This is a genomic window from Massilia sp. NP310 (assembly GCF_019443485.1).
Lineage (GTDB): Bacteria > Pseudomonadota > Gammaproteobacteria > Burkholderiales > Burkholderiaceae_D > Telluria > Telluria timonae.
On record NZ_CP080379.1, the window covers coordinates 5,901,514 to 5,927,099 of the forward strand.

The 25,586-nt window shown below is 67.3% G+C and carries 21 protein-coding genes; 13 read left to right on the plus strand and 8 right to left on the minus strand.

The genetic code is table 11. The annotated features are described in order from the left end of the window. Positions 1–9: 9 nt before the first annotated feature. Genes paoC through KY496_RS26140 form a run of 6 tightly spaced genes read right to left on the minus strand, consistent with a single transcriptional unit; the run spans position 10 to position 6,693 of the window. Positions 10–2,202, minus strand: a complete 2,193-nt coding sequence (gene paoC, locus KY496_RS26115) for an aldehyde oxidoreductase molybdenum-binding subunit PaoC (protein WP_219863102.1) — start codon at positions 2,200–2,202, stop codon at positions 10–12. Then, on the minus strand, positions 2,199–3,158 hold the full coding sequence (locus KY496_RS26120) for a xanthine dehydrogenase family protein subunit M (RefSeq protein WP_219863104.1): 960 nt from the start codon (positions 3,156–3,158) through the stop codon (positions 2,199–2,201). Before KY496_RS26120 ends, paoC begins: the two co-directional genes overlap by 4 nt. After that, the gene (paoA, locus tag KY496_RS26125; RefSeq protein WP_005669092.1) at positions 3,155–3,784 is read right to left on the minus strand and encodes an aldehyde dehydrogenase iron-sulfur subunit PaoA; all 630 of its coding nucleotides are present in this window, start codon (positions 3,782–3,784) and stop codon (positions 3,155–3,157) included. Before paoA ends, KY496_RS26120 begins: the two co-directional genes overlap by 4 nt. Before the next feature lie 36 nt (positions 3,785–3,820). Beyond that, positions 3,821–4,978 (minus strand): aldo/keto reductase, encoded by a 1,158-nt coding sequence (locus tag KY496_RS26130; protein ID WP_051205148.1) that lies wholly within the window; start codon positions 4,976–4,978, stop codon positions 3,821–3,823. A gap of 47 nt (positions 4,979–5,025) precedes the next feature. Beyond that, positions 5,026–5,838 (minus strand): carboxymuconolactone decarboxylase family protein, encoded by an 813-nt coding sequence (locus KY496_RS26135; protein ID WP_005669095.1) that lies wholly within the window; start codon positions 5,836–5,838, stop codon positions 5,026–5,028. A gap of 3 nt (positions 5,839–5,841) precedes the next feature. Continuing rightward, positions 5,842–6,693, minus strand: a complete 852-nt coding sequence (locus KY496_RS26140; RefSeq protein ID WP_005669097.1) for an aldo/keto reductase — start codon at positions 6,691–6,693, stop codon at positions 5,842–5,844. A gap of 166 nt (positions 6,694–6,859) precedes the next feature. Between KY496_RS26140 and KY496_RS26145 the strand changes: the two genes are divergently transcribed. After that, positions 6,860–7,771, plus strand: coding sequence for a LysR family transcriptional regulator (locus tag KY496_RS26145; protein WP_219863106.1), 912 nt, complete (start codon positions 6,860–6,862; stop codon positions 7,769–7,771). Between the two features lie 323 nt (positions 7,772–8,094). Here KY496_RS26145 and KY496_RS26150 read toward each other — a convergent pair whose 3' ends face one another. Together KY496_RS26150 and xseA are read right to left on the minus strand one after the other, a co-directional pair. Further along, on the minus strand, positions 8,095–8,673 hold the full coding sequence (locus tag KY496_RS26150) for a superoxide dismutase (RefSeq protein WP_071363618.1): 579 nt from the start codon (positions 8,671–8,673) through the stop codon (positions 8,095–8,097). A gap of 116 nt (positions 8,674–8,789) precedes the next feature. Further along, on the minus strand, positions 8,790–10,151 hold the full coding sequence (xseA, locus tag KY496_RS26155) for an exodeoxyribonuclease VII large subunit (RefSeq protein WP_219863108.1): 1,362 nt from the start codon (positions 10,149–10,151) through the stop codon (positions 8,790–8,792). 1,053 nt (positions 10,152–11,204) lie between these two features. Between xseA and KY496_RS26160 the strand changes: the two genes are divergently transcribed. The 12 genes from KY496_RS26160 (at position 11,205) to KY496_RS26215 (ending at position 25,581) form a co-directional block, all read left to right on the plus strand. Beyond that, positions 11,205–11,813 carry a MotA/TolQ/ExbB proton channel family protein gene (locus tag KY496_RS26160; protein ID WP_184234583.1) on the plus strand — a complete coding sequence of 203 codons (609 nt, stop codon included), beginning with the start codon at positions 11,205–11,207 and terminating at the stop codon, positions 11,811–11,813. Then, on the plus strand, positions 11,813–12,250 hold the full coding sequence (locus KY496_RS26165) for a biopolymer transporter ExbD (protein ID WP_040777085.1): 438 nt from the start codon (positions 11,813–11,815) through the stop codon (positions 12,248–12,250). Before KY496_RS26160 ends, KY496_RS26165 begins: the two co-directional genes overlap by 1 nt. A gap of 40 nt (positions 12,251–12,290) precedes the next feature. Further along, positions 12,291–13,316, plus strand: a complete 1,026-nt coding sequence (lpxK, locus tag KY496_RS26170) for a tetraacyldisaccharide 4'-kinase (RefSeq protein ID WP_184234580.1) — start codon at positions 12,291–12,293, stop codon at positions 13,314–13,316. After that, positions 13,297–13,467, plus strand: a complete 171-nt coding sequence (locus KY496_RS26175) for a Trm112 family protein (RefSeq protein ID WP_005669111.1) — start codon at positions 13,297–13,299, stop codon at positions 13,465–13,467. The genes lpxK and KY496_RS26175 overlap by 20 nt, the downstream gene beginning before the upstream one ends. 10 nt (positions 13,468–13,477) lie before the next feature. Next, positions 13,478–14,230, plus strand: coding sequence for a 3-deoxy-manno-octulosonate cytidylyltransferase (gene kdsB / locus KY496_RS26180; protein ID WP_219863110.1), 753 nt, complete (start codon positions 13,478–13,480; stop codon positions 14,228–14,230). Positions 14,231–14,414: 184 nt separating this feature from the next. Continuing rightward, on the plus strand, positions 14,415–15,071 hold the full coding sequence (gene adk, locus KY496_RS26185) for an adenylate kinase (protein WP_005669115.1): 657 nt from the start codon (positions 14,415–14,417) through the stop codon (positions 15,069–15,071). Between the two features lie 249 nt (positions 15,072–15,320). Continuing rightward, the gene (locus KY496_RS26190; RefSeq protein WP_005669117.1) at positions 15,321–15,836 is read left to right on the plus strand and encodes a hypothetical protein; all 516 of its coding nucleotides are present in this window, start codon (positions 15,321–15,323) and stop codon (positions 15,834–15,836) included. A gap of 110 nt (positions 15,837–15,946) precedes the next feature. Next, complete coding sequence (locus KY496_RS26195) at positions 15,947–16,705, plus strand: 3-hydroxyacyl-CoA dehydrogenase (protein WP_005669119.1); 759 nt, start codon at positions 15,947–15,949, stop codon at positions 16,703–16,705. Between the two features lie 52 nt (positions 16,706–16,757). Next, complete coding sequence (ggt, locus tag KY496_RS26200) at positions 16,758–18,614, plus strand: gamma-glutamyltransferase (protein ID WP_184234577.1); 1,857 nt, start codon at positions 16,758–16,760, stop codon at positions 18,612–18,614. Between the two features lie 176 nt (positions 18,615–18,790). Beyond that, positions 18,791–23,074, plus strand: a complete 4,284-nt coding sequence (locus KY496_RS26205) for a hybrid sensor histidine kinase/response regulator (protein WP_229520372.1) — start codon at positions 18,791–18,793, stop codon at positions 23,072–23,074. A gap of 62 nt (positions 23,075–23,136) precedes the next feature. Next, on the plus strand, positions 23,137–23,841 hold the full coding sequence (locus tag KY496_RS26210) for a response regulator (protein WP_005669126.1): 705 nt from the start codon (positions 23,137–23,139) through the stop codon (positions 23,839–23,841). Positions 23,842–23,952: 111 nt separating this feature from the next. Continuing rightward, complete coding sequence (locus KY496_RS26215) at positions 23,953–25,581, plus strand: AMP-binding protein (protein WP_229520373.1); 1,629 nt, start codon at positions 23,953–23,955, stop codon at positions 25,579–25,581. Positions 25,582–25,586 lie beyond the last annotated feature (5 nt).

The following is a 25,586-nucleotide window of genomic DNA, read 5'->3' on the forward strand; positions in this document are numbered from 1 at the left end:
GCGTTCTCCTCATGCCATCCTGGGCAGCTTCGGCAGCAGCTTGTCGAGCGTGATCGGATACTCCCGCACGCGGATGCCGGTGGCGTTGTAGACCGCGTTCGCAACGGCTGCCGGCGTCCCGCAGATACCGAGTTCGCCCACACCTTTCGCTTTCAACGGCCCCACCGTGGGATCGACCTCGTCCAGGAAGATCACTTCCTGCTCCGGGATGTCGGCATGCACCGGCACTTCGTAGCCGGCCAGGTCGTGGTTGACGAAGAAGCCGACCTGCTTGTCGACCACCAGGTCTTCCATCAGCGCCGCGCCGACGCCCATCGTCATGCCGCCAATGATCTGGCTGCGCGCAGCGAGCGGATTGATGATGCGGCCGGCGGCGCACACGGCCAGCATGCGGCGCACCCGGATTTCTCCGGTGCCCGCATGCACGCCCACCTCGACGAAGTGGGCCGCGAACGTCTGCTGGGCATACTGCTTGCCGAGTTCCCCGATTTCCATCACGTCTTCGGCCTGCAACTCTCCCGCATCGACGGCGTCTGCCAGCGGCCTGCTCGTGCCGCCGGCCCGTACGCGGCCGCCGCTGAACTCGATGTCGGTAGTGCCCAGTCCCAACCGCTCTGCAACCAGGCCGCGCAGCTTGACGCAGGCCGCGTACACGCCGGCCGTGCACGAGGCCGCGCCAAACTGGCCGGCGGAGCCCGCGCCTTCCGGGTACGCCGAGTCGCCCAGCAGCACCGTTACCTTGTCGATCCCGACACCCATCATTTCGGCCGCCGTTTGTGCAATGATCGTGTAGCTGCCGGTGCCGATGTCGGTCATGTCCGTCTCTACCGTGATCCGGCCCTGGCGGTCCAGTCGCACGCTAGCCGCCGACTTCATGGCGCGCCCGCCGCGGATGCCCGCGGCCATGCCGATCCCGATGAGCCAGTGGCCCTCGCGCCGGGCGCCCGGCCTGGCGTTGTGCCGGTCCCAGCCGAATCGATCTGCTCCCGTCTGCATGCACCGCACCAGCTGGCGCGTCGAGAACGGCCTGGCGGGCACCTCGGGGTCGACCTGGGTGTCGTTGAGGATGCGGAAGGTGACCGGGTCCAGGCCCAGCTTCTCGGCCATCTCGTCCATCGCGACTTCGAGCGCCATCAGGCCTGGCGTTTCGCCTGGCGCGCGCATCGCATTGCCCTCGGCCAGGTCGAGATGGGACACGCGCAGCCGCGTGATGCGGTCGGCGCTCGCGTACAGCAGGCGGGTCGGCAGCGTCGCCCGTTCGGGCAGCGAGCCGAGATTGCCGGACCAGCTTTCGTGGCCGATCGCGGTCAGCTTGCCGTCGCGCCCCGCGCCGAGCCGGATGCGTTGGATGGTGGCGGGGCGGTGGGAGGTGTTGTTGAACATCAGGTGGCGCTGCAGGGTGACCTTGACCGGCCGTCCCACCAGCCGCGCGGCAACGGCGGCCAGCACGGCGTCGGCCAGGACCGAGGCCTTGCCGCCGAAACCACCGCCGATGTAGGGAGACACGATGCGGATGTTCTCGCGCGGGATGCCGAGCGTGCGCGACAGGTCTCGCATGCCCCAGCTCACCAGCTGGATCGCATTCCAGAGCGTCAGTTTGTCCCCCTTCCAGGACGCGATTGCCGCATGCGGCTCCATCATCGCGTGCGAATGGTCGGGCGTCGTGTAGTGCTGGTCGAGCGTGACCGGGGCGCTGGCGAAGGCGGAATCGAAATCGCCTGCCGCCGTGTCCATGCCCGGCCCGGGCGGCAGCGGTGTGCTTTTCGCTTGCGCCAGGCTGAATTTGCCGTCGGTCCGTGCGTACCGCACGCGCACCAGCTGGGCCGCCGCGCGCGCCTGTTCGAAGGTTTCGGCGACCACGATCGCCACCGCCTGGTGGTAGTGCTGCACCTCGGGGCCGGCCAGGACCCGCGCCACGTAGAACTGGCCGACGCCGAGCTTGCCGGCGTTGTCCGCCGTGACGATGCCGAGCACGCCCGGCGCGGACTTCGCCTGGGCCAGGTCGATCGCCACGATGCGTCCCTTGGCGATGCCGGTGCCGACGATGTAGCCATGGGCCGCATCCGGCACGGCGGCATGGTGTTCATAGGTGTAGGTCGCGGTTCCGGTGGTCTTGAGGCGTCCCTCGATGCGCGCGGTCGGCTTGCCGACCACGTTCAGGCGGTCGATCGGGTTGCGGGTGGCGGGAGTCAGGAATTTCATCGTGGGCTGGTCCTCGCGTCGGTCAATATGGTGGCCAGCGTGCGCTCGACCAGTTGCAGCTTGAAGGCGTTCTGTTCCGTGGTGGCCGCATCGGCCAGCAAGCGGGCGGTCAGCGCCGCGGCGCCGCGCGGCATCTCGGCCTCTGCCGCCTCGATCCGCCACGGCATGTGGGCGACGCCGCCCACGGCGACGCGCCCGCTGCCGTCGGGCTGGACGATGGCGGCGACCGACACCAGCGCGAAGGCGTAGGACGCGCGGTCGCGCACCTTGTGGTAAGTGTGCATGCCGCCTGCGGGACGGGGCAGCGTCACGGCCGTGATCAGTTCGTTCGGCGCGAGGTTGGTGTCCCGTTGAGGCGTCATGCCGGGGAGACGGTAGAAATCCGCGATCGGAATGGTGCGCGTGGCACCGTCCGGGCGTACCGTCTCCACCGCCGCATCGAGCACGCGCATGGCCACCGCCATGTCGCTCGGATGGGTGGCGATGCATGCCTGGCTGGCGCCGACGATGGCGTGGGGACGATTGAAGCCGCGCAGGGCGCCGCAGCCGCTGCCGGGCTGGCGCTTGTTGCACTGCTGGGCGGTATCGTAGAAGTAGGGACAGCGGGTGCGCTGCAGCAGGTTGCCGGCGGTGGTCGCCTTGTTGCGCAACTGGCCCGAGGCGCCTGCCAGCAGCGCGCGCGACAGCACCGCGTAGTCGCGCCGCACCCGCGGCTCGCTGGCCAGGGCGGTGTTGCGCACCAGCGCGCCGATGCGCAAGCCGCCATCGGCAGCGGACTCGATCCGGTCCAGTCCGATGTGGTTGACGTCGATGAGGTGTTGCGGCGTCTCGATCTGCAGTTTCATCAGGTCGAGCAGGTTGGTGCCGCCGGCGATGAAACGGGCGCCGGGCGTGCGCCGCATGGCCTGCGCCGCCTCTGCCGGACTGTGGACGCGTTCATAGGTGAATGACTTCATGCGGCGTCTCCCGCGACCTCGGTCATCGCATCGATGATGTTGGGATAGGCGCCGCAGCGGCAGATATTGCCGCTCATGCGTTCGCGCAGCTCGGCCTTCGACAGCAGCGGCCGCGCGTTCAGGTCGGCGCTGGCGTGGCTCGGGATGCCGGCCGCGATTTCAGACAGCACCGCCACCGCCGAACAGATCTGGCCGGGGGTGCAGTAGCCGCACTGGTAGCCGTCGTGCTTGATGAAGGCGGCCTGCATCGGGTGCAGCTTCGAAGGGGTGCCGAGTCCTTCGACCGTGGTGATGCGGTCGCCATCGTGCATGACGGCCAGGCTCAGGCACGAATTGATGCGCTCGCCGTTGACCAGCACGGTGCAGGCGCCGCACTGGCCCTGGTCGCAGCCTTTCTTGGTGCCGGTGAGATGCAGGTGTTCACGCAGCGCATCGAGCAGGGTGGTGCGGGTGTCGAGTTGGAGGCGGAGTGGCTTGCCGTTGACCTCGAAGCTGACGGCCGATGGAGGCGCACCGGAAGGCGCTTGCGCGGCTTCGGCCAGCGGCGCCGCCAGCGCGGCGGTGGCGCCGGCGCTGGCGGCCATGAAGGCGCGGCGAGTGAATGACGGGTTGTCGTTGCTGTTCATTGTCTGTCCTCGTGTTCGTTGGCGACCATGCGTCGATCAAGACCTGGCGGGCGCCTCGACGTCCGAATAGACCTGCACCGCATCCGGCAGCCTGGCGCCGCGCACCTGGATCTCCCTGACGGCGCGATCGAGTTCGGCCAGTTCGGCGCTCGTGAAGCGCACGGCGTCGGCGCCCAGGTTCTCGACCATATGCGCCATTTGGGTGGTGCCGGGGATGGGCACGATCCACGGCTGCTGCGCCATCAGCCATGCCAGCGCCAGCTGGGCCGGCGTCGCGCCCTTGCGCTGAGCCCAGTGCCCGAGCAGGTCGAGCAGGGCCAGGTTGTGGGACAGGTTGCTGGGGGCGAACCTGGACTCGATGCGGCGAATGTCGCCCTCGGCAAAACGGGTGTTGGCATCGATGGCGCCGGTGAGAAAGCCCACGCCCAGCGGGCTCCATGGAACGAAACCGATGCCCAGTTCGCGGCAGGTCGGGATCACATTCTGCTCGGGTCCGCGCCACAGCATCGAATACTCGCTCTGCACGGCGCTGACGGGCAGCGCGGCATGCGCGCGGCGCAGGGTCTGCAAGCCCATTTCCGACAGTCCCCAGTGCAGCACCTTCCCCTGTTTCATCAAATCCTGCACCGCGCCGGCCACGTCCTCGATCGGCACCTGCGGATCGACGCGGTGCTGGTATAGCAGGTCGATGCGGTCGGTGCGCAGGCGTTTGAGCATGCCCTCGACTGCCTGCCTGATATGCGCGGGCCGGCTGTTCAGGCCGGGCAGGCGCTTGCCGGTCTCGAGGTCGATATTCCATCCGAACTTGGTCGCGATGACGATCTCGTTTCGAAACGGCGCCACGCCTTCGCCGAGGATGCGCTCGACTTCATGCGGCCCATAGGCTTCGGCGGCGTCGTAGAAAGTCAGGCCGCGCTCGTGGGCGGCGCGGATGATGTTCAGCATCTCCGGACGGCTGGGAACCGTGGTCTGGTAGGTGCGGCTCATGTTCTGCACCCCCAGGCCGATGCTGGACACTTCCAGCGTACCCAGCTTGCGGCGCATGCCGGCCGCGGCGCGCGCCGGTGCGCCGCTGCTGGCGCCTGCCTGGGCCAGGGCATCGCCCGCGAGCGGCGCCGCGGCCAGGCTGCCCGCCGCCAGCAGGAAATTCCGGCGGCCTGGAGCCGATGCGTGCTTCGTGGTGTGTGTCGACATATCCAACCTTTCATCGGGATTGCTGTAGAAGGACTTGAGCAGGGCAATCATTGCGCGCCCGTGGGCTTGGCAAACACCTCCCTGGCGACGGCGATTGCCGTGACCGCGTTCGGCCATCCGGCATAGAACGCCAGGTGCGTGATGGATTCCACCAGTTCGGTTTCGGTGACGCCGTTCTCGCGTGCGATGCGCAAGTGCGAGCGCAGTTGATCGGGGCGGTTCATGGCGACCAACGCGCTGACGGTGGCCAGGCTGCGGTCGCGTTTCGACAGCCCGGGCCGTTCCCAGACGTCGGCGTAGAGCACCCTGTCGGTGAGATCGGCCAGTTTCGGCGCGATGTCCCCATACATGCGTTGTGCCGGCGTGGCTAACGGGCCGGGGGCGCTTGCGTCGGGAGCGGCGTCGCCGACTTTTTCCATCCATACCGTCGATGTGCCGTCCAGCGATTCCGTGATCGCCACATGGCGCATCGCCTGGGTCGGGCTCGCACCATGCCAGTGCTTCACGCCGGCGGGAATCCAGATGACGTCGCCCGGCCGGATTTCCTCGACCGGACCCTGCCATTGCTGCACCCGTCCGGCGCCTTCGGTGACGATCAGCGTCTGCCCCAGTGGATGCACGTGCCATGCGGTGCGCGCGCCCGGCGCGAAGGAGACCACGCCACCGCTCGAACGGCCGGGCGCCGGGGCACGGAACGCGGAATCGACGCGGACCGCGCCCGTGAAGTTCTGCTCCGGCCCCGCGACGGCCGGCCGCGAGCCGTTGCGAATGATCGTCACGTCCGGCGATGGGTTCTCGGCGGCGCTCGCGACGCCGATGCAGAAGAGGAGGGCGCACGGCGCCAGCAGTCGCTCGATCATCGCCTAGATCCCGAGCCGGCGTTCGCTCATCCACTTCACGATCGCCGGGTCGCGATGCGAGAAGAAGCTGCTGGCGCCGGTTTCCAGCGCCGCGATGGCGGCCATGTCGTCGCCGTCCAGCGCGAAATCGAACACGTCCAGGTTTTCCCGCATCCGCTCGCGGCGCACGGTCTTGGCCAGTGACGCGATATTGCGCTGGACAAGCCAGCGCAGCACGACCTGGCCGATGGACTTGCCGTGCCTGGCCGCGATCTCCGCCAGGTCCGGGTGCTCGAACAAGCCGTTCCTGCCTTCCGCAAACGGCGCCCAGGCCTGGGCCTGTATGCCGTTCTCGGCCATGAAGGCGGCGCTCTCTTCCTGCTGATGGAAGGGATGCACCTCGATCTGGTTCAGCGCCGGCTTGATCTCGTTGAAGGCGATGATGTCCATCAGGCGGTCGGGCTGGAAGTTGCTCACGCCGATGGCGCGCAGTTTGCCGGCGCGCTGCGCTTCCTCCATCGCGCGCCAGGCACCGTGGACGTCGCCGAATGGCTGGTGGATCAGGTACAGGTCGAGGTAGTCCAGGCGCAAGCGTTGCAGGGATTGGTCGATGGCCTCGCGGGTACGTTCGTAGCCCGCGTGCTGAACCCACAGTTTGCTGGTGACGAACAGCTCGTCGCGGGCGACGCCGCCATTCCTGATGCCGTTGCCGACCGCGGCTTCGTTCAGGTACGACGCCGCGGTGTCGATCAGGCGGTAGCCGGACGCGATCGCGTCGATGACCGCGCGTTCGCATTCCGCCGGGTCGGGAATCTGGAAAACGCCGAAGCCGAGGATGGGCATTCTGAGCCCGTTATTGAGTGTCACATGGTCCATGGTCGAATCCTTGTCAGTAAGCTGCAATCTGCCGGTGTACTGTACCGGGCACGATTGCCCCTTGATTAGCCGCTTAATTGTGCATGGCGTTATTAGCTCAACTTATCAATGTCTTTTGGGCATCTCGCTATAATCGACGTGTCCTTATTAGCTTCCCTTATGAGTAATGCGAGAGAATCTGAATGACCTGACGGCCTTCGTCATGGTGGCGCGCGAAGGCAGCTTTACGCGCGCAGCGGCGCAACTGCGGGTCTCGCAATCGGCGCTGAGCCAGACCATCCGCGCGCTGGAAGAGCGACTGGGTGTGCGCCTGCTGACCCGGACGACGCGGCGGGTCGCGCCGACCGACGCTGGCGAGCGCCTGCTGGCATCGGTCGGCCCGCGACTCGACGGCATCGCGGACGATCTCGCCGCCTTGAGCGAGCTGCGCGACAAGCCTGCGGGCAATGTCAGGATCACTGCATCCGAGCACGCGGCAAGCTGGATTCTGCTGCCGCGGCTGGCAACGCTCCTGCCGAACTACCCTGACATCAAGGTGGAGATCAATACCGACTACCGCATGATCGATATCGTCGAGCAGCGCTTCGATGCCGGCGTGCGCCTGGGAGAGCATTTGCAGAAGGATATGATCGCGGTGCCTGTCGGCCCCGAAGTGCGGATGGCGGTGGTGGGGTCTCCGGCCTATTTCGCCACCCGCCCCCGGCCCGTGAAGCCACAGGATTTGACGAGCCACGACTGCATCAACGTGCGTCTGCCCACGCATGGCGGGCTGCTGCCGTGGGATTTCAAGCAAGGTACGCGCGAGCTGGTCGTTCGGGTGGAAGGGCAGATGACCCTGAATGGTTTCCCGCAGGTGGTCGACGCGGCGCTGGCCGGGATGGGGCTGGCGTTCGTGCTGGAAGACGTGGTGCAGCGCCAGCTCGCGACGGGCGCTCTGCAGCGGGTGCTGGAAGACTGGTGCGAGCCTTTCCCCGGTTACCATCTTTATTATCCAAGCCGGCGGCAGGCCTCGCCCGCCTTCGCATTGGTGCTCGATGCCTTGCGTTACCGCAGCGAGCCTGGCGCGTTCGATGGGTGAATGACGACCTGCTCTTCCTATTCCAGGGAATAGAAGTGGGCGCGGTTTGATGTCGCGCTGCCGGCGTTGTTCGGTGCGGGCCTGGTCAGTGAAATGACTTACCTGGCGCTGTTGAAGAACCCAGGACCGGAAGCGCAAACAGGCGATGGCGGCATTGCCGTTTTCGATTCCGCTGGCGGCAGCGACGGTTGCGGCGATGGTGGGGGCGATGGGTGCGGCGGCGGCGGCGGTGACTAGCTTTGGGGTCCGATAAAAAAAGGCCCGCGCGAGCGGGCCTTGATCGTCGGCGCATCACGCCGTCGCCGGCGTGACCATCAGCGCATTCAGACGAAATTCTTGTTCACGAATTCCCAGTTCACGACATTCCAGAACGCGTCCAGGAACTTGGCGCGCGCATTGCGGTAGTCGATGTAGTAGGCGTGTTCCCAGACGTCGGCAGTCAGCAGCGGCACGTCGGCGGTGGTCAGCGGGGTGCCGGCGCCCGAGGTGTTGACGATGTCGACGCTGCCGTCGGCCTTTTGCACCAGCCAGGTCCAGCCCGAGCCGAAGTTGCCCAGTGCCGACTTGTTGAACTCTTCCTTGAACTTGTCGAACGAACCCCACTTGGCGTTGATCGCGTCCAGCGCCTTGCCGGTCGGCGCGCCGCCGCCGTTCGGGCTCATGCAGTTCCAGAAGAAGGTGTGGTTCCAGACCTGGGCCGAGTTGTTGAACACGCCGCCGGTCGACTTCTTGATGATCTCTTCCAGGGACAGGTTCTCGAACTCGGTGCCCTTGATCATGTTGTTCAGGTTGGTCACATAGGTCTGGTGGTGCTTGCCGTGGTGGTATTCCAGGGTCTCGGCCGAGATGTGCGGTTGCAGGGCGTCCTTGGCATACGGCAGCGGCGGCAGGGTGTGTTCCATTGTGCGATTCCTTAGTGGTTGGGAAAGGTTGCTGTTCTTATAGCGCCGTTATTCTACGCAATATGGAGCAACGTTGCAGGCTTGCATTTCTTGCAGGCCCGGCAACCGATCCGGATTCACTCGAGGACGCTCTGGACCTGGGCCACGCCCACCTCGGCGCTGCCATTGGCCAGCTTCACCGTCAGCGTGTCGCGCGCATGGATCTGGGCCGGGTCGCGCACGATCTGGCCCTTGGCGTCGCGCACGATGGCATAGCCGCGCTCCAGCGTGCGCTGCGGGTTGAGCAGCTCGAGCTGGGCGGCAAGGGCGTTCAGCGCTTCGCGCCGCGCCCTGACCTGGCTGCACAGGCTGGCGTTCAGGTGACGGCTGTCCGACGCCAAGCGTGCGCGCAGGGCGCGCATGTCGGGACGGTGGCGCGACCAGCGTTGCTGCAGCTGGGCGAGCAGCAGGCCGTGGCGGTTCACCGGGAGCTTGACGGCGTGCGTCATGGCGGTGGCCAGCGACAGCAGTTTCAGGCGCTGGTGGCCGATCTGGGCCGAGGGGCTGAGCAGCCGCCGGCTCAGGTTGTCGAGGCCCTGGCTGGCGTCGTGCAGGCGGCGCTCCATCGCGCGCTGCAGGTCGAGGGCGTCGCCTTCGAGCGAGGCCAGCCAGTCGGCGCGCGGCGTGGCGGCCAGTTCGGCGGCGGCCGTCGGCGTGGCGGCGCGCACGTCGGCGGCGAAGTCGGCGATGGTGACGTCGGTTTCGTGGCCGACGCCCGAGATCACGGGGATCGCGCAGGCGTCGATGGCGCGCGCCACGCATTCCTCGTTGAAGCTCCATAAATCCTCGATCGAGCCGCCGCCGCGGCAGACCAGCAGCACGTCCACCTCGGCGCGGCGCGAGGCGGTCATGATGGCTTCGGCGATCTTGTCGGCCGCGAACTGGCCCTGGACCGGGGCAGGGTAGAGCACGATCCGCACGTGCGGGGCGCGCCGGCGCAGGGCGGTCAGCACGTCGCGCAGCGCGGCGGCCTGCGGGCTGGTGACGATGCCGATGCTGCGCGCGAACAGCGGCAGCGCGCGCTTGCGGTCGGCGTCGAACAGGCCTTGCGCGGCCAGCTTTTCCTTCAGGCGCAGGAAGGCTTCGTAGAGCTGGCCCACGCCGGCGCGGCGGATCGCCTCGACGTTGATCTGGTAGTCGCCGCGCGCGCCGTACAGGGTGACCAAGGCGCGCACCTCGACCTTGTCGCCTTCGCGCGGGGTAAAGCCGGCCATCTGCGCGCGGCTGCGGAACATCACGGCGCGCACCTGGGCCGCGTCGTCCTTCAGCGTGAAATACCAGTGGCCGGAGGCGGCCCGGGTAAAGTTGGAGATCTCGCCGCCTATCCACACCAGCGGGAACGAGCGCTCCAGCAGGCGCGCCACCTGCTGGTTCAGGGCGGTGACGCTCAGGACGGCGGGGGCGGTGAAGGCTGGATCGGCGTCGTTCGGTGCTTGCATGGCGGGTTGGCGAAAATGGCGAAAGCGATCATTATCCCCTATCGGCGGATGGCAAGTGGTTTCCACGCCGCGGCCCGGATCCGATCAATGTTGCTGCTTTTCAATGCAATCTATTGAAAACCCTTTTAAATCAATGGCTTGGATGTTGGGTAATGTCGTTTGAGAGCGGTTTATCCACAAAAACTGTGGGGAACTCAGCCGCGCGAAGAGGGAGTGCGCAGCGATTGGGCAGGATAAGTAGAATTGTTACGAATCAATGACTTAACCCCCTAGCCGGAAGCTTGATCACAAAGTTGTCCACAGAATCTGTGCAAACATTTGGCGTCGTGTCCAGGTCAGCGGCGTGGACTACCGTGCCCTTTGTCGAGCTGAACATGTTGCGTTCTCCGCTGCCTGTTCTTGAGGCAGTCTGATCTAATGTCAATCAAATCAAGCACTTAAGTAGTAAAGTTTGACCTTCCTCACATTCTTATCCACAAAAATTGTGCAGATAACGAATAATGTGTGCACCGGTGCCCCGGAGGCCAAACAAACGAGGCAGAAAGCGCCACTCAGGCACCTTTTGTTGGCAAAAAGTGCTGTATGCCAATATTTTAAGCAGCGGTGTTTTATTGAGGTAAATCAAAGGCTTACGGTCATAAAGTGCCCATTGCTCACACTTTTGTCCACAAAAAGTGTGCGGAACCTCACCTGATCGCAGCCAAAGTACAGCCGGGTTCGGCTGCCCGGAATTTAGGCTCAACAATAAAATCGTCTGGAATCAGTTACTTAGTCGAGTCCGGCTACCCTTGCGCACAATTTTGTCCACAGAATTTGTTCGCAACTACACGATGCCAGTGAGTAACTGGTTGAGCCCGGGCCCGGTTGAGCCAAGTCATGAGACTGCCATTTTCTTGCGCAGGCGCAGAAAGCCCTTACAAATCAAGGTACTTGTTCCACCTCGCGGCCATTGCGCACAATTTTATCCACAGAAGATGTGAAGAACTCTACTTGCCGCTTTGCTGCCAACTTGCTACATTGCCGAATTGATCTTTTTCCTCTCAGGAGTATCTCTTGCTCGCCATTTTTCAAGCCGCAGGCTGGCCCATCTGGTTCCTGCTGATCGCGTCGATCGTCGCCGTCGCCCTCATCGTCGAACGTCTGATCACCCTGCGCCGCGAGAAGATCCTGCCCCGCAACCTGCTCGATGAAGTCATCCGCGTCTACCGCAGCGGCAAGGTGACGCCCGACGTGGTGGACAAGCTGGAACAGAACTCGCCCCTGGGCACCGTGCTGGCCGCGGCGCTGCGCAACGTCGACGCCCCGCGCGACGTGATGAAGGAGTCGATCGAAGAGGCCGGCCGCGGCGTGGCCCAGAACCTGGAACGCTTCCTCACCACGCTCGGCACCATCGCCTCGCTGGCGCCGCTGATGGGCCTGTTCGGCACGGTGGTCGGCATGATCGAGATCTTCGGCGCCTCGACCCCGACCGGCGGCAACAATCCGGCGCAACTGGCGCACGGCATCTCGGTGGCGCTGTACAACACCGGCTTCGGCCTGGCGATCGCGATGCCGGCCCTGGTGTTCTACCGCCACTTCCGCAACCTGGTCGACACCTATATCGTCGAGATGGAACTGCAGGCGGTGAAACTGGTCGACGTCGTCCACGGTGCCCGCAAATGATGGACTTTCGCCGCGGCCGCAAGCGCGAAGAGCCGGAGATCAACCTGATCCCGTTCATCGACGTGCTGCTGGTGGTCCTGATCTTCCTGATGGTCTCGACCACCTACAGCAAGTTCACCGAGCTGCAGATCACCCTGCCGACCGCCGAGGCCGAGAAGCAGGCGGAGAAGCCGTTCGAGATCAACGTGACGGTCGACGCCAAGGGCAACTACACGGTCAACAATACGCCGGTGACCTTCCACAGCGTGGCCGGCCTGGCCCAGGACATGAAGAACGCCGCGCGCACGCCCGACGGCCAGGTGGTGGCCAGCCCGGTGATCATCGTCAACGCCGACCAGTTCGCGATGCACCAGATGGTCATCAACGTGCTGGAAGCGGCGCGCGTGGCCGGCTACGACAAGCTGACCTTCGCGGCCCAGACCGGCGCCGCCAAATAATCCCCAAGGCGCGCACGCTGCGCGCCGTTTTTCTTTCCGCATGGCTTCCCGACTCGAATCGACCCTGACCCGCGCCTGGCTCCGGCGCGGGCCCCTGGCCTTGCTGCTCCTGCCGCTGGCGCTGCTGTTTCGCCTGCTGGCCGGCCTGCGCCGCCTGCTGTTTCGCACCGGCCTGAAGCGCGCCGAACGCCTGCCGGTGCCGGTGATCGTGGTCGGCAATATCTTCATCGGCGGCACCGGCAAGACGCCGCTGACGATCTGGCTGGCCGAGAGCCTGCGCGCGGCCGGCCTGAATCCCGGCGTGATCTCGCGCGGCCATGGCGGCCAGGAAGGCGCGGCCCTGGAGGTCGCCCCGCAGTCCGATCCGCGCGCCGTCGGCGACGAGCCGCTCCTGATCGCGGCCCGCGCCGGGTGCCCGGTCGTGGTCGGTCGCCGCCGCGTCGAGGCGGGCAGGGCGTTGCTGGCGGCGCATCCCGGGGTCGACGTGCTGATCGCCGACGACGGCCTGCAGCACTACGCGCTGGCGCGCGACGTCGAGATCGTGCTGTTCGACGGCCGCGGCGTCGGCAATGGCTGGCTGCTGCCGGCCGGTCCCCTGCGCGAACCGCCGTCGCGCCGGCGCGACTTCACGGTCGTCAATGCGCCCGAGATCACGCCCGGCCTGGCCCGGGCGGTCGGCGGACAACCGTGGCGCATGCGCCTGGCCGGCGACCATGCCGAGCCGCTGCAGGGCGGCCAGTCGGTGCCGCTCGCCCGATTAACGGATAAACGCATCGTGGCCGCCGCCGGCATCGGCAATCCGGGACGCTTCTTCGCCATGCTGCGCGCGGCCGGCCTGGCGGTCGGCGAGCTGCCTTTGCCCGACCATCACGACTTCATGGACGACCCGTTTGCCGGGGTCGATGCCGATGTCATCCTGATCACCGAGAAGGATGCAGTAAAATGTCGGCAAATTGATCATCTGAAGAACGATCCACGCCTGTGGGTCGTGCCGGTCACGGCGCAGCTCGACCCTGCACTGGCCGAACAAATCGTGGAGAAATGTCGTGGACGCTCGCTTGCTTGATATCCTGGTCTGCCCGTTGTGCAAGGGACCGCTTGAACTCGACAAAAAGGCGCAGGAACTGACCTGCCGCGCCGACCGCCTGGCGTACCCGATCCGCGACGGCATCCCGATCATGTGGGCCGACCAGGCGCGCAAGATCGAACCGGCATGACGGGTTACAGATGAACTTCACTGTCATCATCCCGGCGCGCCTGGCCTCGACCCGCCTGCCGAACAAGCCGCTGGCCGACCTGGGCGGTAAACCCATGGTGGTGCGCGTGGCCGAACGCGCGCGCGCATCCGGCGCGGCGCGCATCATCGTCGCCACCGACCATGAAGACATCGCCGCCGCCTGCGCCGCCCATGGCGTCTCCGCGGTGCTCACGCGCGCCGATCACCCGTCCGGCACCGACCGCATCGCCGAAGTGGCGCAGGTGCTGGGCCTGGGCCAGGATGAAGTCGTGGTCAACCTGCAGGGCGACGAGCCGTTGATCGATCCGGCGCTGCTGGCGGCCTGCGCCGCCCGCATCGACGCCCACACGCCGATGGCCACCTGTGCGCATCCGATCCTCGACACCTCCGAGGTCTTCAACCCGAACATCGTCAAGGTGGTGCTCGACAAGCTCGGCCGCGCGCTTTACTTCTCGCGCGCCACCATTCCCTGGCACCGCGACGCCTTCGCGGCCACCCAGGATTCCCTGCCTGCCGGCTACGCGCCGCTGCGCCACATCGGCCTCTACGCCTACAGCAACGCCTTCCTGCAAGCCTATCCGAAGCTGGACGTCTCGCCGCTCGAAGGCATCGAGGCGCTCGAACAGCTGCGCGTGCTGTGGCACGGCTACCCGATCGCCGTGCACGTCACACAAGATGCGCCACCCGGCGGCGTCGACACGCCGGACGACCTGGCGCGAGTACGCCTGCATTATCCGTCTTGACGTAAACCACAGGTCTGTGATGGGGCTGTCTGCGCAGGATCAATAATCCTGGCCGCAGGGCCCCAAAACTGGCTTGAAAGCCAACTTTTGTGGTAACTTCCGTGTCAAGAAGGCTTGGCAACATCAAACATAATTTATACAATCCACAGCAATTTTCATTATTTTCTAGAATCTCAGGAAACTCATGCGTCTCATTCTGTTAGGAGCACCCGGCGCCGGGAAGGGCACCCAGGCAAATTTCATCAAGGAAAAGTTCAATATCCCGCAAATCTCGACCGGCGACATGCTGCGCGCCGCGATCAAGGCGGGCACCGAACTGGGCCTGGCTGCGAAAAAGGTGATGGATGCCGGCCAACTGGTGTCGGACGACATCATCATCGGCCTGGTCAAGGAGCGCCTGAAGGATGCGGACTGCGCCAACGGCTATCTGTTCGACGGCTTCCCGCGCACCATCGCCCAGGCCGAGGCGATGAAGGACAGCGGCGTCACCATCGACTACGTGCTCGAAATCGACGTTCCTGACGAAATGATCCTCGAACGCATGACCGGCCGCCGCTCGCACCCGGCCTCGGGCCGCGTGTACCACGTCAAGTTCAACCCGCCGAAGGTCGAAGGCGTCGACGACGTCAGTGGCGAGCCGCTGATCCAGCGCGACGACGACAAGGCCGAGACCGTCTCGAAGCGCCTGGAGGTCTATCACAACCAGACCGAAGTGTTGCTGGGCTACTACGGCAAGTGGGCCGAGTCGGGCCTGCCGGGCGCGCCGAAATACCGCAAGATCTCGGGCGTCGGCCCGGTCGAGCAGGTGCGCGACAACGCGTTCGCGGCGCTGTCCGAATAAGCGCAGCCACCCAGGGCAAGTTAGCAGCAACCCTCGTTCCCGCGCAGGCGGGAACCCAAGTTTCCACGTGTCGCGATGACGCAAGCAACTTGAGTTCCCGCCTCCGCGGGAACGACGTTTTTGGGCGCGGCGCATTCTCTGCTTGACCTGCATGTCTCCTCGATTATGTGAGAAATTGTTTCTCGTGCGCCGTGCGCACGTTGACAAGACGATAATAGGTCATCGATCAAGCCAAGAGAGAGGTCTGCCATGAATACGCCGAAAACCATCCTTGCCGTCCTGCTCGCCGCCACCGCCATCGGCGCCGGCGCCCAGACCACCGGCGTCACTCAGGGTCAGCCGGCGACTGGCGCGACCTACCGCCCATCGCTCGACGGCCAGCAGACCACGGCGCCGGCCCCGACGATCGACATGCGTCCCATGACCCAGGAAGAAAAGGCGACCGGACGCCAGGAACCGTCGCGCCTGAAGGACATCGATCCCGCCACCCATCCGGCGCCGCAGAACGTGCGTCCGCAGCCGGTCCCGATGCCGCGTCCGCAGGACACCCAGGCGGTGCCGGCGAGTACGCGCATCACGCCCACGCCGACGCCGACCACCGCGCCAGCCCCGGTCGGCCCGACTTCGCGCCCGGTCAGCGCCTGCACCGGCGCCACCTGCACCGACGCCAGCGGCGCCACCACGGCCGGCCAGGTCGGCAACGCCAGCGTCAACAGCGAAGGCCGCCTGTGCAACCGCACCGGCAACACGATGCAGTGCTTCTGAACGCCTGAGCGCCGACATGGTGGTTCCCTATAAAAGTTCGCTACAATGCCAGTTGACGTTAACGTAAACGTTAAACATGTGGCACATAGAACTTTTATAAGGGACACACCATGCAAATCCAGAACAACGTCTTCATCGTCACCGGCGGCGCCTCGGGCCTGGGCGCGGCCACCGCGCGCATGCTGGCGGACGGCGGCGCGAAAGTCGTGATCGCCGACGTCCAGGAAGAGGCCGGCCGCGCGCTGGCGCAGGAACTGAACGGCCAGTTCGTCCGCTGCGACGTCACCCAGGAAGCGGACGGCAAGGCGGTGGTCGAGGCGGCCGTCGCGCTGGGCGTCCTGCGTGGCCTGGTCAATTGCGCCGGCGTGGCGCCGGCCGCCAAGACCGTCGGCAAGGACGGCCCGCATCCGCTCGAGGTGTTCCAGCGCGCCGTCAACATCAACCTGGTCGGCACCTTCAATATGGCGCGCCTGGCGGCCGACGCCATGGCGAAGACCGACGAGGCCGAATACGGCGAACGCGGCGTCATCATCAACACCGCCTCGGTCGCGGCCTACGACGGCCAGATGGGGCAAGCCGCTTATGGGTCATCCAAAGCGGCCGTGGCCGGCCTGACCCTGCCGATGGCGCGCGACCTGGCGCGCAGCGGCATCCGCGTGATGACCATCGCCCCCGGCATCTTCGAAACCCCGATGCTGATGAACATGCCGCAGGAAGTGCGCGATTCGCTGGGCAAGATGGTGCCGTTCCCGCCGCGCCTGGGACTGCCGAAGGAGTATGCCCACCTGGCCAAGGCCATTATCGAGAACGTGATGCTCAACGGAGAGACGATCCGCCTCGACGGCGCGATCCGCATGCAGCCGAAGTAAACGGTCAGCTCAGGCATTGTCCTTAAAGCAAGCTCGCGCGACATGAGGTAGCATGTCTGCGATCTCGGGCGCGTCGCCGCTGTCGTGCGGCGGCGCGCCCGTCTGCTTTTGGGAGAATCATTTGAAACAGTTCAGCACCTTTGCGCGTGCAGTCATACCTGCACTTTCCCTGGCCGCCGCCTTCCACCTGCCCGCCGGCGCCCAGGATTCCCTGCAGGCCGCGCCGGAAGCGGCCACCGGCTATGCCGACAAGGCCGGCTGGCCGGCCCAGAAATACATGGTGGCTGCGGCCAACCCGCTGGCGGTGGACGCCGGCTACCAGATCCTGCGCCGCGGCGGCAGCGCGATCGACGCGGCGATCGCCACCCAGCTGGTGCTGACCCTGGTCGAGCCGCAATCGTCGGGCATCGGCGGCGGCGCCTTCATGGTCCACTACGACGGCAAACAGACCCAGGCTTTCGACGGCCGCGAGACCGCGCCCGCCAGGGCCGACGAGCACCTGTTCGAACGCCCGGACGGCACGCCGCTGTCGCGCACCGAAGGCGTGGTCGGCGGCCGCTCGGTCGGCGCCCCGGGCGTGCTGCGCATGCTTGAACTTGCCCACCGCCAGCACGGCAAGCTGCCCTGGAAGACGCTGTTCGAGCCGGCGATCCGGCTGTCGGAGCAGGGCTTCGCGGTCAGCCCGCGCATGCACAAGATGCTGGCCGGCGAGACCCACCTGCGCAAGGACCCGGTGGCCGCCGCTTATTTCTACGACCAGCATGGCCAGGCGTGGCCGGTCGGCCATGTGCTGAAGAACCCGGCGCTGGCCAGGACGCTGCGCGAGATCGCCGAGGGCGGCGCCGACGTGTTCTATACCGGTCGCATCGCGCGCGATATCGCGGCCAAGGTCGCCAGCCATCCGACCAACCCCGGCCTGCTCACGGCGAAGGACATCGCCGACTACCGGCCCAAGGTGCGCGCGCCGGTCTGCAGCGACTATCGGCAATACACCGTGTGCGGCATGCCGCCGCCGTCGTCCGGCGGGATCGCCGTGGCCCAGATGCTGGGCATGTTCGAGACCTTCGACATGAAGGCGCTGGCCCCGAAGGACGGCGTGCCGGGCGCGCAAGCCGTGCACGTGTTCTCGGAAGTGGGGCGCCTGGCCTACGCCGACCGCAACCGCTATGCGGCCGACGCCGACTTCGTGCCGCTGCCGGGTCGCGGCATCCCGAGCCTGATCGACAAGGGCTACCTGAAGGGGCGCGCCGCCCTGGTCGGCGCCCGCTCGATGGGCGAGGCCAAGGCCGGCACGCCGCCGGGCATGGAAGTCGCGTGGGGCACCGACAATGCGATCGAGACGCCGTCGACCTCGCACCTGTCGGTGGTCGACGCCGACGGCCGCGGCCTGGCGATGACGACCACCATCGAGGACGCCTTCGGTTCGCGCCAGATGGTCGACGGTTTCATGCTCAACAACCAGCTGACCGATTTTTCGTTCAGCGCGCGTGACGCCGACGGCCCGGTGGCGAACCGGGTCGAGGCCAATAAACGGCCGCGCAGCGCCATGTCGCCCACCATCGTGTTCGAGAAGGACAGCGGCAAGCTGGTGCTCACCGTCGGCTCGCCGGGCGGCCCGGCCATCATCAACTACGTGGCCAAGGTGCTGGTCGGAACCCTGGACTGGGGCCTGAACGTGCAGCAGGCGATCGCGCTGCCCAATTTCGGCAGCCGCAACGGCCCCACCGAGCTGGAACGCGGGCGCTTCCCGCAGGCCACGCAAGACCTGCTGCGCGCGCGCGGCCATGCGATCCGCGTCAGCGAACAGACCTCGGGCCTGCACGGCATCGAGCGGATCCAGGTGCACGGGGTGCCGATGTGGTTCGGCGGCGCCGATCCGCGCCGCGAGGGCATTGCCAAGGGCGATTGAAAATGGGCGGGGAAGCGACAAATGCAGACAATTTGTTGCGTTCCCCACCCCATATTTGCCTCAAGACAATCAGAGTTTGCTAACCTGTCGCCCGTGGATAGCAAACAGAAAACCGGATCGATCCCGATGGGAGCGGGAGCGCGTGTCGCCGATGCGCGCGCCCGCTTTCGCGCCCCATGACCATGCTGCGCCGGTGCTTCTCCATCTTCCTGTCGATCTTCCTGCTGCCGCTCGTGCTGGCGGCATCGGCGCCGTCGCGCGCGGCGGCGCCCGAACCGACCCTGCGCTTCGAACACCTGTCGGTGCAGCAGGGCCTGGCCCAGGAATCGGTCCTGTCCATCGTCCAGGACCGCGACGGCTTCATGTGGTTCGGCACCCAGTCCGGCCTGTCGCGCTATGACGGCTACCGGTTCGTGCACTACCGCAGCGAGATCGGCAACCCGCGCAGCCTGTCCAGCAACTGGGTGCGGGTGCTGCACCTGGACCGCCACGGCCGCATGTGGCTGGGCACCGACGGCGGCCTGAACCGCTACGATCCGGCCACCCGCAGCTTTACCCTGTACGCGCCGCACGAGCCGACCCGGCGCGGCACCGGCAACCGCCAGATCAAGGCCATGATCGGCGACGGCAAGGACGGGCTGTGGATCGGCACCGCCGACGGCCTGCAGCACTTCGACACCGAGACCGGCAAGTTCACGGTCTGGCACCACGTGCCGAACGACGAGCGCACCCTGCGCGACGACGGCATCCAGGCGCTGGCGCTCGACGCCGACGGGCGCCTCTGGATCGGCACCGCGGCGGGCCTGGACAGCCTGGCCCCCAACCGCCGGACGGTCGAGCACCATCCTTCGCAACTGGACGTTCGTTCACGGCCGGTGCACGCGCTGCTGGTCGACGCCGGGCAGCGGCTCTGGGTCGGGCGCTTCGGCGGGCTGGAACGGCGCGAACTGCGTGGCCCGGATGCGGGCAGGCTGCGCCGCTTCGGGCCGGCCGACGGCGTCAAGGAATCCTGGATCACCACGCTGTACCAGGATCCCGACGGCACGGTGTGGGCCGGCACCCACGAAGACGGCCTGCTGCGCTGGCGCGCCGGGGGCGAGCGCTTCGACGCCTTCCGCAACGTCGTGACCGACCGCCACAGCCTGGTCGACAACTACGTCTCGGCCCTGTACCGCGACCGGGTCGGCACCTTCTGGGCCGGCACCTGGTATGGCGGCGTCTCGCGCGTCGACCTGGGCAGCGGCGGCTTCGCGCGCCTCAATGCGCGCCCCGGCATGCCCGACTCGCTGGCGGACAACAAGGTGCGCGCATTGCTCGAAGACGGACAGCGGCTGTGGGTCGGCTCGGCCACCGCCTTGCACCACCTCGATCCGCGCACCGGCAAGGCCGAGGTGTTCCGCCACCGCAAGGACGACCCGAACAGCCTGATCGACGTGCCGGCGGCGGCCATCGTGCGCGACGGCGCCGGCCTGCTGTGGATCGGCAGCCGCTCCGGCATCACCTCCTTCGACCCCGCGGCGCGCCGGTTCCGGCGCCAGGTGCTGCCGGGCGACGCCGACGCCAACAACGTGCGCTCGATGCTGCTCGACCGCGCCGGCATGGTCTGGATCACGACCCGCGGCGGTATGCACCGGCTCGACCCGGTCACGCGCGCGGTGACCAGCTACCGCCACGATCCGTCGAAGTTCACCAGCCTGTCGGACGACATCGCGCGGCCGATGCTCGAAGACCGGCGCGGCCGCTTCTGGGTCGGCACCTTCGCCGGCCTCGACCTGTTGGACCGCGCCAGCGGCAGGTTCCGCCACTTCCGCCACGATCCCTACGACCCGAACAGCATCAGCCACGACGAGGTGCACCACCTGATGGAAGACAGCCGCGGCGACATCTGGATCGGCACCGCGGTAGGCCTGAACCGCATGGTGACGGGGCGCGACGGCGCGCTCAGCTTCACCCGCTACACCACGCGCGACGGCCTGGTCGACGATTCGGTGGCGGCGATCGTGGAAGACCAGGACGGCCGCATCTGGGCCAGCACCTCGAGCGGCATCTCGAGCTTCGACCCGGCCAACGGGCGCTGGCGCAGCTACACGGCGGCCGACGGCATCACCGAAGGCGCCTTCTTCGACGCCTCGGTGTTGCGCGCGAGCGACGGGACCCTGTATTTCGGCGGCTTCAACGGCATCACCGCCTTCGATCCGCGCGCGATCCGCGACAACCGCATCGCGCCGCGTCCCGTGATCACCGGCCTGCAGGTCTTCAACCGGCCGCTCGAGCAAGCCTTCCCGGGCCTGCTGCCGGGGCCGATCGAGAACGCCAGCGCCGTGACCCTGCCGGCCGACGCCGCCGTGCTCACCCTCGAATTCGCGGCGCTGCACTTCGCCGCGCCCGAACGCAACAAGTTCGCCTACCGGCTGGACGGCTTCGACAAGGGCTGGGTGAACGCCGGCGCCGACCAGCGCTTCGCCACCTATACCAACCTCGATCCCGGGACCTATGTGTTCCGGGTGCGCGCGGCCAACAAGGACGACGTCTGGAGCGAGGACGTGGCGGCGCTGGCGCTGACCATCGAGCCGCCGCCGTGGGGCACGCCGTGGGCCCGGATCGCCATGATCCTGCTGGTGTGCAGCGCCGTCTACGGGGGGCTGCGCATGCGCCTGTCCAGCCTGCGCCGCCACAAGGAGCGGCTGGAACACCAGGTGAGCGCGCGCACCGAGCAGGTGGAGCAGCAGAACCGCATGCTCGAGCAGCAGACGCAGGAACTGCGCGAGCAGGAGCGGCGCGGACGCCACCAGAGCAACGAGCTGGCGCGCGCCTACCGCACGCTGCAGGAGAACGAGGAAGTCCTGCGCCAGGCCAAGGAGCGCGCCGAGGATGCGACGCGCCAGAAGTCCGAGTTCCTGGCCAATATGAGCCACGAGATGCGCACCCCGCTGGCCGGCGTGATCGGCATGCTGGGCTTCGCGCTGCGCGACGCGGCGCTCAGGGACAACACGCGCGAGCAGATCCTGCGCGGCCAGGCCAATGCCGAAGCGCTGCTGGCGATCATCAACGACCTGCTCGACTTCTCGAAGATCGAGGCCGGCAAGCTGACCGTCGAGCGCATCGACTTCGACCTGCACGAGAAGATGCGCAACGTGGCCAGCCTCTTCCAGGAGCAGGCCGCCGGCCACAGCCTGGACTTCTCGGTCCAGGTCGACGACAACGTGCCGCGCTTCCTGGTGGGCGACCCGACCCGCGTGCGCCAGGTGCTGGTGAACCTGATCGGGAATGCCTTCAAGTTCACCAGGTCGGGCAGCGTGACGGTGCAGGTCGAGTGTCGGCCGGACGACCAGGACCGCCCGCCGGGCATGCACATGATCCGCTTCACGGTGCGCGACACCGGCATCGGCATCCCGTCCGATGCGCTGCCGCGGCTGTTCCAGAAGTTCGAGCAGGCCGATACCACCACCACGCGCCGCTACGGCGGCACCGGCCTCGGCCTGGCGATCTGCCGCCAGCTGGTGGAGCTGATGGGAGGCACCATCGGCGTCAACAGCCAGGAAGGCAAGGGCAGCGTGTTCAGCGTGCTGCTGCCGCTGCCGGACGGCGCCCCGCCGGTGCGCGTGGAGCATGCGCCGCGCGCGCCGCACAGCCATCGCCTCAGTATCCTGTGCGCAGAGGACTTCCCCACCAACCAGATCATCGCGCGCCTGATGGTCGAGGAGCTGGGCCATGCGATCGACATCGTCGACAACGGCCTGGAGGCGGTGGCCGCCTGCGCGCGCAAGCGCTACGACCTGGTCCTGATGGACGGCCGCATGCCCGAGATGGACGGCGCCAGCGCCACCCGCCTGATCCGCGCCGGCGGCCCGCAGGATGCGCCAGTGATCGATCCGCACCTGATGATCGTGGCGCTCACCGCCAACGCCAGCGACGAGGACCGCACGCGCTACCTGGCCTGCGGGATGGATGCCTTCCTGACCAAGCCGATCGACGAGGCGGCGCTGCACACCCAGCTGGCGCGCGCGATCGAGCGCCAGCTGCAGCGCGGCGTGCCGCTCGAGCCGATGCCGGCGCAAGGCGCGCCCGACAGCCGTGCGCAGGCGATGGCGGCGCTCGACGCGATGTTCGAGGTCACCTTCGACGCGCCGGCGGCGGGGCGCGGCGCGGATCCGGGGCCAGCGGCCACCGCGGCCACCGCCGCGCCTGGCGAGGCCCTGGCGCTGCGCCTGCGCGCCGCCTTCGTCGCCGACCTGCCGCGCCGGCGCCGGGAGCTGGCGGCGGCGGTCGCGTCCGATGACCTGGACGCCGCCGGCCGCATCCTGCACGGCCTGCGCGGCAGCGCCGTCCACCTGGCGGAGCCAGGCCTGGCAACGCTGTGCGGCGAACTGGAAGCGGCGGCCGACGCCGGCGAGCACGAGCGCCTGCGCGCCGGGCTGCCGCGGCTGCATACGCTGCTCGACGCCTTCGATGCGCGCTAATCTCCGGCCTGTCCCGAATGCTTGCCTATAATGCAGGTCTTGACCGAACTGGCGGAGAGCGAATGAAGGTGCTGGTAGTGGACGACGACATCGTGGCGCGCATGATGCTGATGCATCTGGTCGACAGCTGCGGCAATCATGCGATCCTGGAAGCGGAAGACGGCGCCGATGCCTGGCGCCAGCTGGAATCGGGCCTGCGGCCCGACATCGTGTTCTGCGACCTGCGCATGCCGCACCTGTCCGGCCTGCAACTGCTGCAGCGGGTGCGCGCCGGCGCCGACACGGCGGCGCTGCCCTTCGTGCTGGTTTCGGCCGCGTCCGACGGCGCGACGCTGGACGAAGCGGCGGCCCTGGGCGCCAGCGGCTACATCGTCAAGCCGTTCCGCCAGGAAGACGTGCGCGCGCAGTTCGCGCGCCTGTTTCCGGCGCTGGCCGGCGCCCAACCCGCAGACGAAGCGCCGGACGAAGCACCGGACGAGGTGGCGCGCCGGCTCGGCATCGATCATGCGCGCCTGCGCCTCTACCTGGACGGCCTGGCGCGCCAGCTGCAGGTGGCCATGCACGAGCCGCCGGCCGGCGACGAGGGAACGCAGGCGCGCCTGAACCGCCTGCGCGAAGGCTGCAAGACGCTCGGCCTGTACGGCGCCGCCGCGGCGCTGGCCACGGTGGCCGAGGCCCGCTCCCCGGCGCCGCACGATGTGGCGGCGGCGCTGGCGACGGCCGGCGCGGCGGTCGCGCGCCAGGCCGGGCGCGCCGCGCATGGCTGAACGCAAGAAGGGGTGGCGAATCCGCTTGCCGGGCAGGTGCTTTAGATTTAAAGTATTCCTGGCTTGTTGCTTGAGTTCTTGTCGCCTCGTTTTACCCAGCCGGGACCATCCATGAACGACGCCACCATCGCAACGCTGTTCCCGTCCGGCCACACGGACAGTTTCGCCCGCGCCAACCTGCCGCCGGCGCACACCTGGCCCGAGTTCCTGTTCGACCTGCCCGAACTGCATTACCCGCCGCGCCTGAACTGCGTCGCCGACCTGCTCGACGGCGCCGTCAAGCGCGGCTGGGGCGGGCGCACGGCGCTGATCGGCGCGCGCGAGCGGCTGACCTACGCCGCATTGTTGGAGCGGGTCGACCGCATCGCCCACGTGCTGCGCCACGACCTGGGCCTGGCCACCGGCAACCGGGTGCTGGTGCGCGGCGCCAACTGCCCGACGATGGCGGCCTGCATCCTGGGCGTGATCAAGGCCGGCTGCATCGCGGTGCCGACCATGCCGCTGCTGCGCGCGCGCGAACTCGGCGCCATCGCCGGCAAGGCGCGCGTGAACGCGATGCTGTGCGCCGGCACCCTGGTGGACGAGGTCGCCGCGCTCGGCCTGTCCGTGCCGGTGCTGGTGTTCGACGCCCCGGTCCCCGATTGCCTCGAACAACGCATGGCGCGCCATGGCGAGCCGTTCGTCGCCGCCGACACGGCGCAGGACGACGTCTGCCTGATCAGCTTCACGTCCGGCACCACCGGCGTGCCGAAAGGGACCATGCACTTCCACCGCGACGTGCTGGCGATCTGCGACTGCTTCCCGCGCCACGCCCTGCGTGCGCAGGCGGACGACGTCTTCGTCGGCACGCCGCCGCTGGCCTTCACCTTCGGGCTGGGCGGGCTGCTGCTGTTCCCGCTGCGGGTGGGGGCGGCCGGGGTGCTGGTCGAGAAGCTCACGCCCGAAGCCCTGCTGGGCGCGATCGCCGAGCACCGCGCCACCGTGTGCTTCACGGCGCCGACCTTCTACCGCCAGATGGCGGCGCAGGCTGGCCGCTTCGACTTGTCGAGCCTGCGCGCCAGCGTGTCGGCCGGCGAAGCGCTGCCGGTGGCCACGCGCGAGGCCTGGCAGGCGGCGACCGGGCTGGCCATGATCGACGGCATCGGCGCGACCGAGCTGCTGCACATCTTCATCGCGAGCGCGGGCGACGACGTCCGGCCAGGGGCCACCGGCAAGCCGGTGCCGGGCTACCAGGCCTGCATCCTCGACGCCCAGGGGAGGCAGCTGGGGCCGGGCGTGATCGGCCGGCTGGCGGTGAAGGGGCCGACCGGCTGCCGCTACCTGGCCGACGAGCGCCAGCGCGACTACGTCCAGGATGGCTGGAACCTGACCGGCGACGCCTACGAAATGGATGACGACGGCTATTTTTATTACCGCTCGCGCACCGACGACATGATCATCTCGGCCGGCTACAACATCGCCGGCGCCGAAGTCGAAGAAGCGCTGCTGCACCATCCGGCGGTGGCCGAATGCGCCGTGGTGGGACGGAGCGACCCCGAACGCGGGCAGGTGGTCGAAGCCCATGTCGTGTTGCGCAACAGTCACGTGGGAACCGAGCGACTGGCCCACGAGCTGCAAGAATTCGTGAAGGGCCAGATCGCGCCGTATAAGTACCCGCGCGCGATTCTGTTCAAGGAACAACTGCCTCGGACCGAAACCGGTAAACTGCAACGGTTTAAATTACGCACTGAAGCGGTTTGAGGACT